Source organism: Pseudomonas petrae (genome assembly GCF_021728295.1).
GTDB classification, from domain to species: Bacteria; Pseudomonadota; Gammaproteobacteria; order Pseudomonadales; family Pseudomonadaceae; genus Aquipseudomonas; species Aquipseudomonas petrae.
In genome coordinates, this window is sequence record NZ_JAKJXE010000008.1 from 74,322 (window position 1) to 91,456 (window position 17,135).

The 17,135-nt window shown below is 63.0% G+C and carries 12 protein-coding genes (1 of these 12 only partly in view); 7 read left to right on the forward strand and 5 right to left on the reverse strand.

Going from position 1 to position 17,135, the window contains the following annotated elements; genetic code table 11:
* The 7 genes from L4G42_RS15355 to fhuF form a co-directional block, all read left to right on the forward strand.
* Window positions 1-3,798: the 3' portion of a non-ribosomal peptide synthase/polyketide synthase gene (locus L4G42_RS15355; RefSeq protein ID WP_237260922.1), read on the forward strand. The gene continues 12,408 nt to the left of window position 1, outside the view; only the last 3,798 of its 16,206 coding nucleotides appear in the window; its start codon lies beyond the left edge, outside the window; it ends in the stop codon at window positions 3,796-3,798.
* Window positions 3,791-5,221: an aspartate aminotransferase family protein gene (locus tag L4G42_RS15360; protein ID WP_237254003.1), complete on the forward strand. Its 1,431-nt coding sequence runs from the start codon at window positions 3,791-3,793 to the stop codon at window positions 5,219-5,221. The genes L4G42_RS15355 and L4G42_RS15360 overlap by 8 nt, the downstream gene beginning before the upstream one ends.
* A 173-nt stretch (window positions 5,222-5,394) precedes the next feature.
* Window positions 5,395-7,593, forward strand: coding sequence for a TonB-dependent siderophore receptor (locus tag L4G42_RS15365; RefSeq protein ID WP_237260924.1), 2,199 nt, complete (start codon window positions 5,395-5,397; stop codon window positions 7,591-7,593).
* Window positions 7,594-8,622: 1,029 nt separating this feature from the next.
* The gene (locus tag L4G42_RS15370) at window positions 8,623-8,823 is read left to right on the forward strand and encodes an MbtH family protein (protein WP_065986085.1); all 201 of its coding nucleotides are present in this window, start codon (window positions 8,623-8,625) and stop codon (window positions 8,821-8,823) included.
* Window positions 8,824-8,857: 34 nt separating this feature from the next.
* Complete coding sequence (locus L4G42_RS15375; protein WP_237254005.1) at window positions 8,858-9,850, forward strand: TauD/TfdA family dioxygenase; 993 nt, start codon at window positions 8,858-8,860, stop codon at window positions 9,848-9,850.
* Between the two features lie 11 nt (window positions 9,851-9,861).
* Window positions 9,862-10,695, forward strand: a complete 834-nt coding sequence (locus L4G42_RS15380) for a formyl transferase (protein ID WP_237254006.1) — start codon at window positions 9,862-9,864, stop codon at window positions 10,693-10,695.
* Window positions 10,696-10,737: 42 nt separating this feature from the next.
* On the forward strand, window positions 10,738-11,451 hold the full coding sequence (fhuF, locus tag L4G42_RS15385; protein WP_237254007.1) for a siderophore-iron reductase FhuF: 714 nt from the start codon (window positions 10,738-10,740) through the stop codon (window positions 11,449-11,451).
* A gap of 612 nt (window positions 11,452-12,063) precedes the next feature.
* On the opposite strand, the gene L4G42_RS15390 is transcribed toward fhuF, so the two are convergent.
* The 5 genes from L4G42_RS15390 to L4G42_RS15410 form a co-directional block, all read right to left on the reverse strand.
* Entirely contained in the window at window positions 12,064-13,296 is a 1,233-nt protein-coding gene (locus L4G42_RS15390) for a sugar MFS transporter (RefSeq protein WP_237260926.1), read from the reverse strand.
* Between the two features lie 188 nt (window positions 13,297-13,484).
* Window positions 13,485-13,847 carry an L-rhamnose mutarotase gene (locus L4G42_RS15395; RefSeq protein WP_237254008.1) on the reverse strand — a complete coding sequence of 121 codons (363 nt, stop codon included), beginning with the start codon at window positions 13,845-13,847 and terminating at the stop codon, window positions 13,485-13,487.
* Window positions 13,844-14,620 (reverse strand): L-fucose dehydrogenase, encoded by a 777-nt coding sequence (locus tag L4G42_RS15400; protein WP_237254009.1) that lies wholly within the window; start codon window positions 14,618-14,620, stop codon window positions 13,844-13,846. Before L4G42_RS15400 ends, L4G42_RS15395 begins: the two co-directional genes overlap by 4 nt.
* Window positions 14,617-15,498, reverse strand: coding sequence for an amidohydrolase family protein (locus L4G42_RS15405; protein WP_237260928.1), 882 nt, complete (start codon window positions 15,496-15,498; stop codon window positions 14,617-14,619). Before L4G42_RS15405 ends, L4G42_RS15400 begins: the two co-directional genes overlap by 4 nt.
* Window positions 15,499-15,659: 161 nt before the next feature.
* Window positions 15,660-16,937, reverse strand: coding sequence for an L-fuconate dehydratase (locus tag L4G42_RS15410; RefSeq protein ID WP_237254011.1), 1,278 nt, complete (start codon window positions 16,935-16,937; stop codon window positions 15,660-15,662).
* Between the last annotated feature and the right edge of the window lie 198 nt (window positions 16,938-17,135).

Genomic DNA, 17,135 nt, shown 5'->3' on the forward strand with positions numbered 1-17,135 from the left:
GGCGAGCAGCGCCTGACCTTTGCCGAGTTCGACCGCCGCGCCAATCAGCTGGCCCACGCCTTGCGCGCCCGGGGCATCGGCACCGAAGTGCGGGTGGCAATCGCGATGGAGCGCGGGATCGATCTGTGGCTGGCGTTTTATGCCGTGCTCAAAGCCGGTGGCGCCTACATCCCGCTCGATCCGGATTACCCGACCGAGCGCCTGCGCTACATGCTCGAAGACGGCGGCGTGAAGCTGTTGATCAGCCACGACGCCGCGCTGGATCGTGTGCCGGTCGGTGATGTGCCGCTGCTCAATCTGGACGAACTGGACTGCTCGTCCGAGCCGGTTACAGCGCCCGATGTTGTCATTCACCCGCAGCAACTGGCCTATCTGATCTACACCTCGGGTTCGACCGGCAAGCCAAAGGGTGCAGCCATCGCCCACGCCGATATCTCCATGCATATCCAGACCATTGGCGAGCGTTACCGCTTCACGCCTGAGGATCGCAAGTTCCACTTCCTGTCGATCAGCTTCGATGGCGCCCACGAAGGCTGGATGATGCCGCTGTGTTACGGCGCCCGCGTGGTGTTGCGCGACCAGGAATTGTGGAGCGTCGAGCAGACCTACGACACGCTGATTCGCGAAGGCATCACCGTCGCCTCGTTCCCGCCGAGTTACCTGCGTCAGCTGTCCGATTGGGCGGGTGTGCAGGGAAAGGGCCCGGGGGTGAAAACCTACTGCTTTGCCGGTGAAGCCTTCAGCCGCGAGATGCTCCACGACGTCATTCGCAACCTGCAGCCGCTGTGGATCATCAACGGCTATGGGCCGACGGAAACGGTGGTTACGCCGACGCTGTGGCTGGCGTCTGCCGAGACCGCCGATTTCACCACGGCCTACGCGCCGATCGGTGATCTGGTGGGGGATCGTCAGGGCTATGTGATGGACGCGGACCTTAATCCGCTGCCTCAGGGCATTGCCGGTGAGCTGTACCTGGGTGGCGCGGTGGCCAGGGGTTATCTGGATCGTCCGGGCGCAACCGCCGAGCGCTTCCTGCCGCATCCATTCCGCGCCGGTGAACGCATTTATCGCAGCGGCGACCGTGTGCGTTTGAACAGCGAAGGGCTGCTGGAATACCTCGGTCGTATCGACCACCAGATCAAGATCCGCGGTTTCCGCATCGAGGCCGGCGAGATCGAAGCGGCGCTCAAGGCCTGCGATGGCGTGCGTGAAGCGCTGGTCATCGTCCGCGACAAAGGCAATGGCAAGCAGTTGCTGGGTTATGTCGGCGGCTACGTTGACGGCAACGGTCTGTCTGAAGACAGCCTCAAAGATCAGTTGAAAAACACCCTGCCGGAATACATGGTCCCGGCGCACATCGTGGTCATGGAGCGTCTGCCGCAGTTGCCCAACGGCAAGCTGGATCGCAACGCATTGCCAGATCCGCAGCTCGGCAGTCAGGCCTTCGAAGCGCCGGAAGGTGAGCGCGAAGTCGAGCTGGCGCGGGTCTGGCAGCAGTTGCTGGGCGTTGAGACCGTCAGCCGTCAGGACAGCTTCTTCGAACTGGGCGGCGACTCGATCCAGTCGCTGGCGGTCATCACCCGTCTGCGTCAGGTCGGTTTCAAGCTGCTGCCCAAAGACGTGTTCAGCCATCCGCGGCTCAAGGATCTGGCCCTGCGCCTCACGGTCATCGAGGCCAGCGCAGCGCTGCCGGTTGAGGACGCGCCGCAGGGCGAGCTGCCGTTGACGCCGATTCAGGCGCATTTCTTCGAGCAACCGATGAGCAACCGCGCGCACTTCAACCAGGCGCTTTTGCTGGACGTGCAGCGTCCGCTGGAAGCGCCGCTGTTGAGCAAGGCGCTGGACGCGCTGCTGGGTCATCACAACGGGCTGAATTTGAGTTTCCATCATCATGCGGACGGTCGCTGGCAGCAGCAGTATCGAGCAACACCTGCCGCTGACAGCTTGTGGCTGCGTGACGTGGCCGACGACCGCGCCATGACCGCGCTGTGCGAACAGGCTCAGCGCAGCCTTAATCTGCACGACGGTCCGCTGTTGCGCGTGGTGCTGGCGCAGATGCCCGAGGGGCAAAAGCTGTTGCTGGTCGCTCATCACCTGGTGGTCGATGGCGTGTCGTGGCGGGTGCTGCTGGAAGATCTAGCGCGGGCTTACGCGCAGGTCGCTTCGGGCAGTGCGGTTGATCTCGGGCCGACATCCAGCAGCTTCCAACGCTGGGCCCGGTATCTGGTCGATGCGGCCCAAGCGCCTGAACGTCAAACCGAAGTGCGGCAGTGGCTGGAACAGGTCGGCAGCACCGAGCCGCTCTGGCCGGTGGACCACCCTGAAGGCCGCGCCACGCAACAGGACCTTGAACAGTGCGAACTGCTGCTGGACGCCGGGCTGACCCGTCGACTGCTGCGCGAAGCCCCGGCGGCACTGGCGGCGCGCACCGATGAAATTCTGTTGGCCGTGCTCGCTGAGGCACTGAAAGTCTGGAGTGGCCAGCCCGACACGCTTATCGCGTTGGAAGGCCATGGTCGCGAAGCCCTGGCTGACGGTCTGGAGGTCGGTCGCACGGTGGGTTGGTTCACCAGCCTGTTCCCGCTGCGGGTGCGTGCGGCAAACGATATCCGCCAGACCCTCATTGGCGTGCGCGACAGCCTGCGTGGCGTGCCGGACAAGGGCGTTGGCTTCGGTCTGCTGCGCTATCTGGGCGACGCTTCGGCCCGTCAGTCACTGGCCGCGCTGCCGGAACCCAAGGTGGTGTTCAACTACCTCGGTCAGTTCGATCAGGACCTTGGCGATGGCCGCTTCTCGCCATCGAAGGTGTCGGTGGGGGCGCTGGTCGATCCGTCCACGCCGCTCAATCGCGAGCTGGAAATCAACGGCCAGGTCTTCGCCGGGCAACTGGGGCTGACCTTCCGTTTCAGCGGTCAGCGTTATCAGCGCCAGACCATCGAGCGCCTGCAAACGGCCTATCGCGATACGTTGGTGGCGTTGCTGGAAAGCCTGCCATTCGCACAGCCTGCCGCGCCGCAATCGACTGCACCGCAAAGCCTGCCGGTCAGCCGCGACGGCGCACCGAATCCTCTGATCCGCCTGAGCAGCGGCGCCAGCGACAAGCCGCCAGTGTTCTGTGTGCACCCGGTCAGCGGCACGGTGGTCGGTTACTACGCACTGGCCCGGCGGCTGTCAGCGCAGTGGGACGTGTGGGGCATTCAGAACCGCCAGGTGCTGGACGGTCAGTGGCGCGACATTTCCATCGAGCAAATGGCCTGCGACTACGTCAAGGCGCTGCTCGAACAGCAGCCGTCCGGCCCATACCGGCTGACCGGCTGGTCCATGGGCGGGACCCTGGTGCTGGAAATGGCGCGGCTGCTGACCCGACTCGGCAAGCGCGTCGAGTTCGTCGGCCTGATCGACGGCTACGTGCCGGGCGCCGGTCAGCCGCGGCCTGCCGTGCCAGAAAGCCCGGTTCTCGACGCCGATGACGAGGGTCTGGAAGCCGACGCGCACTGGCAACAGTTGCTCGGCGTCGAGCGGCACATGCGCCAGTTGGCCAATCAATGCCGCGAGATCCACGCCCTCCGCGTGCCGGTCTACGCCTGGTGGGCCGAGGGCTCGCCGGAAAATAACGATAACGCACCGGCTCTTCTGGAGCAGGGCATGGGTGTTCGCTTGCAGGTTTCGGCGTGGATCGACGCCGACCACCTTTCGATCGTCCGTGATCAGCCGTTCATCACTCAGCTTGCCGAGGCCCTCGCGCAGGTTAACGAACGCCCTCATTCCTACGATTTCCAGGAGCACGAACATGCATAGCCAACACAACGTGACGCCGATTGCCGCCCGCCACAGCGAGGCGCTGTCGGGCAGCCCGGACATCGCCGTCGCCAATGCCGACTACCGCTTTGCGCCGACCCCGCGACTGGAGCGGCAGGCCGCCGTGGAATCCAACGCCCGCAGCTACCCGCGACGCATTCCCCTGGAACTCAAGCGCGCCCAGGGCATTCACGTGCAGGACAGCGAAGGGCGCTGGTTCATCGATTGCCTGGCCGGCGCCGGCACCCTGGCGCTGGGGCATAACCACCCCGAGGTGATCCAGGCCATGCGCAACACCCTCGACGGCCAGCGTCCGCTGCACACCCTGGACCTGATGACCGAAGCCAAGGACGATTTCATCAACGAGCTGTTCGCGTTGCTGCCGAAGGAATTCGCCAAAGACGCGCGCATTCAGTTCTGCGGCCCGGCCGGGACCGACGCGGTGGAAGCGGCGCTGAAGCTGGTGCGCACCGCCACCGGACGCAGCAACCTGATGGCCTACCACGGCGCCTATCACGGCATGACCCAGGGCGCGCTGGCACTGATGGGCAACCTCGGGCCGAAAACCTATCTGGACGGCATGGCCGGCGGCGCGCAATTCCTGCCGTTTCCCTACGACTACCGCTGCCCGTTTGGCGTCGGGGGCGAGGCCGGCGAGCGCATCGGCCTGCACTACATCGAGAACCAGCTGACCGACCCGGAAAGCGGCGTGTTGCCGCCCGCCGGAATGATTCTGGAAACGCTGCAAGGGGAGGGCGGCGTGGTGCCGACGTCGGCGAACTGGCTGCGGGAAATCCGCCGCATCACCCGCGATGCAGGCGTGCCGCTGATTCTCGACGAAATCCAGTGTGGCGTCGGCCGCACCGGCAAACCGTTCGCCTTCGAACACGCGGGCATCGTGCCGGACGTGCTGGTGCTGTCCAAAGCCATCGGCGGCAGCCAGCCCATGGCCGTGGTGGTCTACAACAAGTCTCTGGACGTGTGGAAACCGGGTTCCCACGCCGGCACTTTCCGTGGCAATCAGCTGGCGATGGTCGCCGGTTCCACCACATTGCGCATCGTCCGCGAACAGCAACTGGACCTGCATGCTGCAGCGATGGGCGAACGCCTGACCGGGCACCTGCGCTCGCTGCAGAAAGACTATCCGCAGATGGGCGATGTGCGCGGCATGGGCTTGATGCTCGGGGTGGAAATGGTTGATCTCGAGGGCCGCCCCGACGCCCTTGGCCACTTCCCCCACAGCGGCGCGCTGGCCTCGACCATCCAGCGCGAATGCCTGCAACGCGGGTTGATCATCGAAGTGGGCGGGCGGCACTCGTCGGTCATCCGCTTCCTGCCGCCGCTGATCGTCACTGCGGCGCAGATCGACCAGATCGCCGACATCTTTGCGTCGGCCGTTTCAGCGGCCGTCAAACAGCGTTAAACCCTTGTTGTAACAGCGTTGAAACAGGGCGTAGGACCAGCAGTGGCCTCCGCCCTTTTTTACGATAAGAATAGTAATGAGAAACGTTCTCTGTTACATTTTCACGCTTTTTTGACACAAGCAGTCAACTTTGGGGCATTGCCCCGTGTGATTTAAAGGGAGGGGGAGTTCGGATGGCGAGCAATAACAAGGGTCAATTCAAGGTCAACGCCTTGGCAGCACTGGTCGCAACGGTCGCCTGCCACGGCGCCGCATGGGCTGCGGATGCCCCGGTCAAGGCCGAGCAGGGCGCCACCATCGAACTGCAGAACTCGGTGGTCACCGGCGAAGCGCCCGAAGGCCAGGAAACCGTTGGCTATCAGGTGAAGAACAGCACGGCGGGCACCAAGACCAGCACACCGCTGTCGGAAACCCCGCGCTCGGTGTCAGTGGTGACACGCCAGCGTATTCAGGATCAAGGCTCGCAAACCCTCACCGACATCCTCGGTTACGTGCCTGGCATCTTCGCCCCGCCCTTTGCCGTCGGCGATGGACTCGCGGGCGATCTGTTCTCCATTCGCGGCTACAACGCCACCGACTACGGTTACGGCCTGCTCAAGGACGGCCTGCGTCTGCAAGGCAACCGCTACGACACCACCACCGAACCCTATGGCCTGGAGCGCACTGAAGTGTTCCGTGGCCCAAGCTCGATCCTCTACGGCGAAAACGCGCCGGGCGGGCTGGTCAATCTGGTCAGCAAGCGCCCGACCGAAACCGCTCAGGGCGAGGCCAAGTTCAGCTACGGCAGCAACAACCGCCGCCAACTGTCCCTCGACGTCTCCGGCCCGCTGACCGACGACAACCGCATCCTCGGCCGCGTGGTCATGCTCGGGCGCAACGCCGACACCCAGGTGGTTTCGGTTCTGGACGATCGCATTTATATCGCGCCGTCGATGACCTTCAACTTCGACGAAGACACCGCGCTGACCCTGCTCTCGTCCTACCAGCGCGACCGCACCAAGCTGCTGCTCGGCTACCCGGCGGCCGGCACCTTGCTGAACAATGTCAACGGCAAGATCGGCAAGGATCAGTTCAACGGCAACCCGAACTGGGACGACTTCGAGCGCGAAACCTGGACCCTGGGTTACGAGTTCAAGCACCAGCTCAACGACACCTGGCAGTTCCGTCAGAACTCGCGCTTCATGGAGTCGCGCCTGGACCGTCACGAGACCTGGCCGAACAACCTGAACAACGCCGGTTTCGGCAGCACCCTGACCAGCACCGCTTATGATCGCGACAACAAGTCGATCACCTATTCGCTGGACAACCAGTTCGAAGGCCACTTCACCTCGGGCGCGCTGGAAAACACCGTGTTGCTGGGCGCGAGCTACGACCGCACTTCGTTCAACCAGGACTGGGCGGCCGGCAACGGCGGTACGTACAACGCCTTCAACCCGGTGTTCCCGTCGGGCGATCCGCGCATGATCGCGACGGTTCAGAACTCGCAGCTGGACCAGCAGATGTACGGCGCGTACGGCCAGTTGCAGAGCAAGTACGACAACTGGATTTACCTGTTGGGCGGTCGTCAGGACTTTGTCAACAGCCAGTACCGCAACCGCGCCGGCACCACCAGCGGCGCTGCGGATCTGGACGGCTGGGACCATCGTTTCAGCTGGCAGACCGGTTTGATGTACCAGTTCGAGAACGGTATTTCGCCGTACGTGAGTTACTCGACGGCGTTCACGCCGGTGCAGCAGTCGTCACAACCGAACGGCGAGCTGCTCGATCCGATTCTCAGCGAGCAGTACGAGATGGGCCTGAAGTACGAGCCGACTGGCTGGAACACGACGTTCAGCGCGGCGGTGTTTGACCTGACCAAGACCCATGACGTGGTTGCCGGTTCGAACGGTTTCAGCCGTCAGATCGGCAAGAGCGAGTCGAAGGGCGTGGAGCTTGAGGTCAACAGTGATGTGACGAAGAACCTGAGCCTGACGGCGTCTTACACCTACACCGATGCGCGGGTGACGAAGGACAGTCCGGGTTCGTTGTACGAGGATCATCAGTTGACCGGCGTGCCACGTAATCAGGCCAGTACGTGGGCGACGTATCGGTTCCTCGATGGTCCGATGAGCGGCTTCCGTGTGGGTGGCGGGGTGCGTTATTTCGATAATACGTTCGCGTATACGGCACCGAGTCTGTACGGGAAGTTGAAGACGGGGGATGTGACGCTGGTGGATGCGTTGGTGGGGTATGACATCGATAAGCATTGGTCGGTGGATGTGAATGCGAAGAATCTTTTCGACAAGGAGTATGTGAGCGGCTGCAATAACGCGGGTCGGTGTTATTGGGGCGAAGAGCGGACGGTGCTGGGGACAGTTGCGTTCCGTTGGTAACTCCTTAGGTTCTGCGTAGCGAGAGATCAAGATCAAGAGCGTCTGCCTAAGGGCAGACGTTTCGCCTTCGGCGAGTTACTTGGAAAAGCACCCCAAGTAACCAAGGGTGCTTGCTCCTGGTTGGGCCCGACTTCGTCGGGTTCCTTCACTCCGGTCCCGCTCCGTGGGCCCGCGCCGAACGGACATCCATGTCCTGACGGCGCTCTCGCCGCATCCATGCGGCTCGGCCCACTGCGCGAGACCTCCGTTCAGCCTGCACCCAAGTCGCGATGGGTGTCGCCTGGACTTCCTGCGTATGTAGATCAAAAGCAACGGCAACGGCAACGGCAACGGCAACGGCTTCCCGGCTAAAGCCGGTCCTACAGGCGCGCGTGGTCTAATTAGTGGGACCGGCTTTAGCCGGGAAGAGGCCAGCCCAGGCGCCAACAATTTTTGCTGATGGCACCCCTCCCTGTATTGATCGTGCCCACGCTCCGCGTGGGCATGCATCCTGTGACGCTCCGCGTCACCCCACCAAAGACGGGACTCGGAGCGTCCTGGGCGGCGTCACCACGCGAAGCGTGGGAACGATCACGAAACTACCGGATATCTATGGGCGGACACCCTCCCTGTCGGAGCGAGCTTGCTCGCGAATGCTGTTGCTTTTGATCTTGGTGCACAAAAAGCCCAGTCACCGCCAAACGCGACTTAGGTGCAGGCTGAACGCAGACGACGCGGAGTGGGCCGAGCGGCATGGATGCCGCGAGAGCGCCGTCAGGACAGGGATGTCCGTTCGGCGCGGGCCCACGGAGCGTCGTCGGAGTGAGGGAACCCTGACGAAGGAAGGGCCCAACCAGGAGCAGGCACTTTTGCTTACTTTTGGTGCTTTTCAAAAGTAAGTCGCCGAAGGCGAAACAGTCTGCCCCCAGGCAGACGCCCTTGATCTGCTTTCAAGTTTTTCGCAAAAAAGACTAACCACTTAGCCCCCTCATTCGTCTTTCAGGTAAGGCGCGCTTACCTGCGCCGTTCCAACACCACGAGGGTTTCCACATGAGCTTCGACAGCGAAAACACACAGTTCCGGGTCGTCATCAACCACGAAGAACAGTACTCCATCTGGCCCGACTACAAAGCCATCCCGGACGGCTGGAAAAGCGTCGGCGTCGAAGGCGACAAACAAACCTGCCTCAACCACATCGAAAGCGTCTGGACCGACATGCGCCCCCTCAGCCTGCGCAAGGCCATGGCCTGAACCCACCACCTTCAGCCCCAGGAGCGTATCGCCCATGAACATGCGCATGCTCACCCCCGAACACCTGCGCCTCGAAGCCGGCTTTCCCCTGCGCGTCCAGCCCGGCCAGCCCGGCGTCTCCCTGGCCGCCGAAATCGACGCCCTGCGCAGCCTCGTTGACCACTCGCTGGAACGCGACGGCGCCATCCTCTTCAGCGGCTTCACTCCCGAAGGCGTCGAAGGCTTCCAGCGGTTTGCCGCCTCCTTCGGCCACCCGCTGCTCAATTACGAATTCGGCTCCACCCCGCGCAGCCAGGTCGATGGCAAAGGTGTCTACACCTCCACCGAATACCCGGCCCATCGCTCGATCCCGCTGCACAACGAACAGGCCTACACCACCGAATGGCCCATGCGCATCTTCTTCTACTGCGCCAAAGCCGCGGTCAGCGGAGGCGAGACGCCGATTGCCGACAGCCGCCGGGTGTTCCAGCGCATCAGTCCGGCGCTGCGCAAACGCTTTGAAGAAAAGCGCCTGATGTACGTGCGCAACTACGGCAACGGCCTGGACCTGACCTGGCAACAGGTCTTCAACACCGACCGCCACAGCGACGTCGAAGACTACTGCCGCACCCGTGGCATCCAGTGCGAATGGAACGAGGACGGCGACCTGCGCACCCGGCAGTTAGTGCAAGGCGTGGCCCAGCATCCGCGCACCAAAGACTGGGTCTGGTTCAACCAGGCGCACCTGTTCCACCTGTCGAACCTGGACGAGGACATGCAGGAAATCCTCCTCGACACCGTCGGTGAAGAAGGCCTGCCACGCAACGTCTACTACGGCGACGGCAGCCCGCTGGAGGCCGACGCGCTGGCGGAAATTCGCGGCGTGCTGAGCGAATGCGAAGTGGTCTTCCCGTGGCAGACCGGCGACGTGCTGATGCTCGACAACATGCTCACGGCGCACTCGCGCAAGCCGTTCAGCGGGGAACGTAAAGTCGTGGTCGCGATGGCCGAAGGCGTCAGCGGCAACACCCTGCACACCCTTTCCTGAGTCCGATATTCATGCAGAAAACCAAACTTGTTTACGTCTTGTCGTTGCGTAACGCCGCGGCGGACAAGGCCGGTCAATACGTCGATTACCACGGCGAGCAGCGCTACATGACCTCGCCGCTGGAGTATCTGGTCAAGGCGCTCAACGACACCGCCCTTGGCGATCACTACTCTCTGGAAGCGATCATCTACGACGAAAACCCCGAGTCGGCCCGCGACCGCGAGAGCATCAAGGACTATGGGTTCAAGCCGGGGCAGGGCGCGCACTGGTTCTACCCGGCGGGCCTGACGGTGCAGGGGCGCAAGGTCGATGACCTGCTGGAAAACGTGCCGTCGAGCTACCGTGCCTTGCCGTTGGGCGACAGCGCGCGCCCGGCCGGCAAGTCGGATTTCGAGCGACGTCTCGGTGAGCGGCTGCACGCGCTGGGTGCCGACATCGTGGTGCTGGACGGGTTGCTGGTGATTCTCGATGAGCTGGTGCGGGAAGGGGCTGATTTCCACAGGCGCATCTTCAACGTGCACCCCGGCATCACGCGCCTGGAATCGCCTTACGAGCGGCGCGGCGCGTATGCCACCCTCGACGCGCTGTACGGCGCCCGGGGCAAGAAAGTGGTCGACTGGACCACGCGGGAGATGGTCGACATTCCGGTGGTGAACATGACCGGCGCGTCGTTCCATTACGTCGACACCGGCATCGACTCGGGTGAGGTTGTGTTCGACGTGCTCGACACGCCCATCGCGCCGGACGACACCATCCTTGAACTGCGCTGGAACAACTTCAACAACAGCCTTTTTCCGGCGCTGGAGCAGGGGTTGTGGGTGCTGGCGCGGCAGCAGTCCCATTGATCGCGCTCAATTGAACAGGCCGTCGGCGCAGGGAATCACCCCATGATTCCTGCGCTGGCGCCGTTGTTCATTGCCGATTTCGAGCACTACCGCGACGTGCTCGTGCTGCCCGACGATCCTCTCGAGGGCGTGCCTATGCGCACGTTTCTCACCGGCGACTACCTGGACGATGTTCTGACGCGATTTGGCACTGCCTATCCCGACAGCGACCCGCGCGGACTCGCGTCGATCTGGAGCAAGCACTACTTCATCAAACTGATTCCACCGATGGTGGCCGCGTCGCTGATCCTCAACCAGCGCCTGCCGCTGAGCCTCGATCATCTGCAGCTGATCCTCGACGACGATGGCCTGCCGGCCGGCTTCAAACTGCCTCACTCGGGACAGCGCTGGATGCCCGCGCCGGCTGATCCTTTCGAGCGTTTCGGTGAATTACTCGACCACCACATCAGGCCATTCATTGAGGCCTTGGCCCGGCATGTGAGCCTGTCGCCCAAGGTGCTATGGAGCAACGCCGGCAACTATTTCGAGTGGCTGTTGGGCGTCCTCGCAAACGCAATGCCCCATGCGGATGTGAGTCATGGTCACCAGCTGCTAAACGCCCTATACCTGCCCGATGGAAGCCGCAACCCTCTGTTTCAACCGGTGCGCTACATCAAGGTCGACCGCCAAGACGAACTGAAGCGCCAACGCCGCGTGTGCTGCATCCGTTACCGGGTAAACGGCCTCGACTACTGCGGCAATTGCCCGTTGTCCTGACTGCCCGCTCACAGTGTAGGACCGGCTTCAGCCGGGAAAGCGTCGGTCTTCACACCGCAAAAGTGAGGGTGATACCACTGGCCTCTTCCCGGCTAAAGCCGGTCCCACGGGAGGAATGCGTACAGTCAGTGGCACCGCGTACAGATAGTGGGACCGGCTTCAGCCGGGAAGGCGTCAGTCGCCACACCGCAAAGTTGAGGCTGTGACCACTGGCCTCTTCCCGGCTAAAGCCGGTCCTACTAAGGCGTCGCGTACACCGATTGGGACTAGCTGAAACCAGATATTAGGACCGGCTTCAGCCGGGAAAGCGCCAGTCGTCACACCGCAAAAGTGAGGGTGCTGCCACTGGCCTCTTCCCGGCTAAAGCCGGTCCCACTAGAGCATCGCGTGCAGCCAGTGGGACCGGGTGGAACCGCGATTTGTAGGACCGGCTTTAGCCGGGAAAGCGCCAGTCGTCACACCGCAAAAGTGAGGGTGTCGCAACTGGCCTCTTCCCGGCTAAAGCCGGTCTCACAAAGGCATTGCGCACACCGATTGGGACTGGGTGGAACCGCGATTTGTAGGACCGGCTTCAGCCGGGAAGGCGTCGGTCTTCACGCCGCAAAAACGAGATCACGCCCCCCGCCCGCGCAACCCATTACGCCCATAAAACGCCACCACCACAAAACACCCCAGCGGCAGCAGGTACGCCAGCGCTGTGGAGAAGTGATCCGCCACCAGTCCCATGAAATACGGCATCAGCGCGCCGCCGACGATGGCCATGATCAGGAACGAGCTGCCGCGTTTGGTGTGCGGGCCGAGGTTTTTTACGCCCATGGCGAAGATGGTCGGGAACATGATCGACATGAAGAAGAACACCGCGACCAGCGCCACCACCGACACGCTTTCCACGCCGCTGACCACCACCGCGCACAGCACAACGTTGATCCACGCGTAAACCATCAACAACCGCTGCGCCGGAATGCGACCCATCAACCAAGTGCTGAAGAAGCGTCCGCACATGAAGCAGATCATCGCCACCGACAGCAAATAGGCGGCGGTCTGGCTGGTCATGCTCGCCCAGTGTTCAGTCACGTAATTGATGAAAAACGCGCCCACGCCGACCTGCGCCGCCACGTAGAAAAACTGCGTGACCACGCCGCCGACGAATTCCCGGTGCTGCCAGAGGGTCTTGTTGTTGTGGCGTTGAATGCTCGATTCCTGCTCGCGCAAATCGGGCATTGGCGTGCGCGCAAACAGCGCCGCCACCAGCAGGACGATCACCGCGATGACCACATAGGTGGTTTGCAGCGAGCTGTTGTCGCTGCCGGCGTTGCTGCCGCCGAAGAACAACGCGCCCCCCAGCAGCGGCCCGACGAACTGGCCGAGGCCGTTGAACGACTGCGCCAGGTTGAGCCGCCGCTCCGCATCTTTCGGATCGCCCAGCACGGTGGCGTAGGGATTGGCGGCCGTCTCCAGACAGCCCAGCCCCAGGGCGATGACGAACAGCGCAAACAGGAAAAACGGGAAGCTCGCCGCGTTGGCCGCCGGCATGAATAACAGCGCGCCGGCGGCGTACAGGCACAGGCCCAGCAGAATCCCGGCCTTGTAGCCGAAGCGGTCCATCAACAATCCGGCGGGCAGGGCGATGATGAAGTATGCGCCGAAGTACGCGGCTTGCAGCAGCCCGGACTGGGCCTTGCTGACGTGCAGTGTTTCCTGAAAATGCTTGTTCAGCACATCAAGCAGCCCGTACGACAGGCCCCAGAGGAAAAACAGGCTGGTCACCAGCATCAACGCCACCCGCACCGACGGCGCAGCGTGCCGGTACGCTGGTGCCTGGACTTTGCTGTGTTTGGTCAACATAACGCTCTCCTTTTTGTTGTTGTTGAAGCGTGCTGCGTGATGAAGCGGATGTTTGGTTAACGCCGGGATCGCATCACTTCACGGACCTGTAGGAGCGCGCTTGCCCGCGATTGCGATACGTCAGCCGCCAGTGATGTTGAATGTGCCGGCACAATCGCGGGCAAGCGCGCTCCTACCATTGAAGCGCTTCAAGGCGGCTGATCCGACAGGCTGAAAATCCGCGCCATCGGCTGCCATTTATTCCCCGGCTCGGTCCACGGCGTCGGCTTCTGAAACCGCCACATCAGCGCCTCCCATTCCTGCACCTTGGGATGGGCCGCCGACGCCTGATCCATCGCGTCGGCGCTAAAGCCGGGGGCCGTGTCCATGACCATGAACAGCCGCGTGCCCAGCCGCCAGATCTGCATGTCCAGCACGCCCTGGCCGCGCAGGTGTGCGGCAATCTCCGGCCAGATGCGCCGATGCAACTGCTCATACTCGGCGATCAGACTTTCGTCATCGGCAAGGTCCAGCGCCAGACAGAACCGCTGCGCGCGTGTCTCAGTGCTCATGTCAGAGCCCGGTCAAGATGCGTATAGCCGCCGTCCACCACCAGCCATTGCCCGGTGGTGTGGGACGCTCGCGGGGACAGCAGAAACAGCACACTGTCGGCAATCTCCGTCGGCGTGGTCATGCGCTGGCCGAGGGGGATTTTCTTGACGATCTTTGCCAGCTTCGCGTCAGGGTCGTCGAAACCGGCAATCCAGCGTTCGTACAGCGGCGTCATGACTTCGGCCGGGATCACCGCGTTCACCCTCACGCCATCGCTCAGCAAAGACGCGGCCCATTCCCGGGTCAGCGACAGTTGCGCGCCTTTTGACGCGGTGTACCCGCTGGTGCCGCCCTGGCCGGTGAGGGCGGTTTTCGAACCGATATTGACGATGGCACCCTTGCTGGCCTTCAGCGCGTCGACGCAGAAATGCGCCATGACGTAGTAGTGAATGAGGTTTTTTTCCAGCGACTCGATGAACGCGCTGCGACCGGCCTCCAGCCCGACGTTGTCATTGACCCCGGCGTTGTTGACCAGCCCGTCGATGCGACCGAAACGCTCCAGCACCTTGCTCACCGCCGCCGCGCAAGCGGCCTCGTCGCGCAGCTCGACCTGGACGAACAGGGTCTGCGGCTGGCGCCTGTCCAGTTCCGCCGCGAGTTCGGCGGGCAGCGGCTGATTGGCGAAGATCACCGGGATTGCGCCTTCTTCGGCCAGCCCCAGCGAGATGGCTGCGCCAATCCCCGAGCCGCCGCCGGTGACGATGATGACCTTGTCTTGCAGGTGCAGATTCATGGGCAGTTTCCTTGCAGGCCGTAAAGGCGAATGGCGGTGCCGCCGCGCAGCGCGTTTTGCTCATCGACGGAGAGCGAGCTGATGGCGGTTTCGAACAATTGGTGCACGTCGCTGTAATTGCCCGCCACCAGACAGACAGGCCAGTCGGAGCCGAACATCAGTCGTTGCGGCCCGAACAATTCCAGCGCCAGATAGAAATACGGCAGCAGCTCCACCGGTCGCCAGCGCTGCCAGTCGGCTTGGGTAATCAGCCCGGAGAGCTTGCAGGCGACATGGGGCAGGGCGGCCAGCGGGGCAAGACGATCGGCCCAGGCGACGGGGTCTTCCCGGGACAGATCGGGTTTGCCGAGGTGATCGAGGACCAGGTGATGCCGGTCGTGGCGTTGGCAGAAGTCGGTGGCGGCGTGCAGGTCTTTGTCTTTTATCAGCACGTCGTACGCCAGTCCCCGGGCTTGTACTTGCCCCATGCCACGGGCGAAGGCCGGGTCGTGGAGGAACAGCGACGGTGCCGGTTCGTCCTGGACCAGGTGACGGAGGCCGACCAGTTTTGCCGCGTCGGCCCAGCGCGAGAGTTGCGCGTCGAGGTCATCCGCGCGCAGGTCCGCCCAGCCGACCACGCCGAAGATCCACGGATGCTCGGCGGCGTGGGTCAGCAGTGCGTCCGTTTCGTCGACACTGTGCCGTGCCTGCACCGCGACGCAGCCATCGATGCCCTGCTGATCGAGCAGCGGTTTCAAATCGTCCGGTAGAAAATCCCGTCGTAACGCCCCATGGCGCGGGTCGATCCACGGGTAGTCCTGCGCGGTGTAAGTCCAGAAATGCTGATGGGCATCCACCCGCAAGGGCAGTGCCGGAACGCTTGAGTGTCGGGACGACATTGTTGTTGTACTCCGTCCGTTTCATGCCTGATGCAATCTCTACGGCGCGCGCATCTGTAGGAGCCGGCTTGCTGGCGAATCAGATGGGCCAGGCGACTCAGCAGCGTCTGAACGGACGCATTCGCGGGCAAGCGCGCTCCTACAAGGGTCCGGCGGTGTGTTCAGCCCTTGTACGCGTACTGCTCGCGCGAAGCGGCCTTCATCTGAATCGAGAACCCCGGCGCGGTCGGCGGCAAGTACGCCGCATCGCGAATCACACAAGGGTCTTCGAAGTGTTCGTGCAGGTGATCGACGAACTCCACCACCCGCCCTTCATGGGTGCCGGCGATGCACAGGAAGTCGATCATCGACAGGTGCTGCACGTACTCGCACAGCCCGACGCCGCCGGCATGGGGGCAGACCGGCAGCTGGTATTTGGCGGCCATCAGCATCACCGCCAACACCTCGTTGACCCCGCCGAGGCGGCAGGCGTCGATCTGCACCACATCGATGGCGCCGCGCATGATCAGCTGTTTGAAGACGATGCGGTTCTGGCACATTTCGCCGGTCGCCACTTTGACCGGGTGCACGCCCAGACGAATCGTGCGATGGCCCTCGACGTCGTCGGGGCTGGTCGGTTCTTCGATGAACCACGGTTTGGCGAACGCCAGCTCGCGGACCCAGTCGATGGCCTCGCCGACCTCCCAGACCTGATTGGCGTCGATCATCAAATGGCGATCCGGCCCCAGCACTTCCCGGGCGATGCGCACGCGGCGGATGTCGTCCTGCAGGTCGCGGCCGACCTTCAGTTTGATGTGGGAAAAGCCGCCATCGACCGCTTCCTGACACAGCCGGCGCAGCTTGTCGTCCGGGTAACCCAGCCAGCCCGCCGACGTGGTGTAGCAGGGGTAACCCTCGGCCAGCAGCGCTTGCAGCCGTTCTGCTTTGCCCTCGGCGCGCTCGGTCAGCAGCGTCAGGGCTTCGTCCGGCGTGAGGCAGTCGGTGATGTAGCGAAAATCGATGCAGCGCACCAGTTGCTCCGGGGTCATTTCCGCCACCAGTTGCCACACCGGCTTGCCCTCGGACTTGGCCCACAGGTCCCAGGTGGCATTGACCACGGCGCCGGTCGCCAGGTGAATCGCGCCCTTGTCCGGGCCGATCCAGCGCAACTGGCTGTCGCTGGTGACGTGGCGCCAGAAACGGCCCATGTCTTCGGCGATCCACTCCAGCTTCAAGCCGACCATCACGCCCGCCAGGGCCTTGATCGCGGCGCAGCAGATCTCGTTGCCTCGGCCGATGGTGAACGTCAGGCCGTGGCCCTGAAGGGTGGGGTGATCGGTTTCGAGAATGACGTAGGCCGCCGAGTAATCGGGGTCCGGGTTCATCGCGTCGGAGCCGTCGAGCAATTGCGACGTGGGGAAACGAATGTCTTCAACGCGCAAGGCGGTGATGGTGGTCATGGCGGGTCCCTTTGGCATGGTTATGGGCAGCGCGCTTGCTTGGGAATTCGGGAGAAACTGTCTGCTTGGCACCCCATGGATCTCAAACGGATGAAACCCTTGTAGGAGTGAGCTTGCTCGCGAGGCTTCTCTGCGGCCGATGAAGATGCAGAGAACGTACTGGCCTCTTCGCGAGCAAGGTGGAGCGCCACCCCGGTC

Bases quoted from the DNA above. Each gene is read 5' to 3' on its own strand.
- L4G42_RS15410 (WP_237254011.1), bottom strand. From the start codon at position 16,937: ATGACCACCATCACCGCCTTGCGCGTTGAAGACATTCGTTTCCCCACG.
- L4G42_RS15375 (WP_237254005.1), top strand. From the start codon at position 8,858: ATGAACATGCGCATGCTCACCCCCGAACACCTGCGCCTCGAAGCCGGC.
- L4G42_RS15370 (WP_065986085.1), top strand. From the start codon at position 8,623: ATGAGCTTCGACAGCGAAAACACACAGTTCCGGGTCGTCATCAACCAC.
- L4G42_RS15365 (WP_237260924.1), top strand. From the start codon at position 5,395: ATGGCGAGCAATAACAAGGGTCAATTCAAGGTCAACGCCTTGGCAGCA.
- L4G42_RS15380 (WP_237254006.1), top strand. From the start codon at position 9,862: ATGCAGAAAACCAAACTTGTTTACGTCTTGTCGTTGCGTAACGCCGCG.
- fhuF (WP_237254007.1), top strand. From the start codon at position 10,738: ATGATTCCTGCGCTGGCGCCGTTGTTCATTGCCGATTTCGAGCACTAC.
- L4G42_RS15360 (WP_237254003.1), top strand. From the start codon at position 3,791: ATGCATAGCCAACACAACGTGACGCCGATTGCCGCCCGCCACAGCGAG.
- L4G42_RS15390 (WP_237260926.1), bottom strand. From the start codon at position 13,296: ATGTTGACCAAACACAGCAAAGTCCAGGCACCAGCGTACCGGCACGCT.
- L4G42_RS15400 (WP_237254009.1), bottom strand. From the start codon at position 14,620: ATGAATCTGCACCTGCAAGACAAGGTCATCATCGTCACCGGCGGCGGC.
- L4G42_RS15395 (WP_237254008.1), bottom strand. From the start codon at position 13,847: ATGAGCACTGAGACACGCGCGCAGCGGTTCTGTCTGGCGCTGGACCTT.
- L4G42_RS15405 (WP_237260928.1), bottom strand. From the start codon at position 15,498: ATGTCGTCCCGACACTCAAGCGTTCCGGCACTGCCCTTGCGGGTGGAT.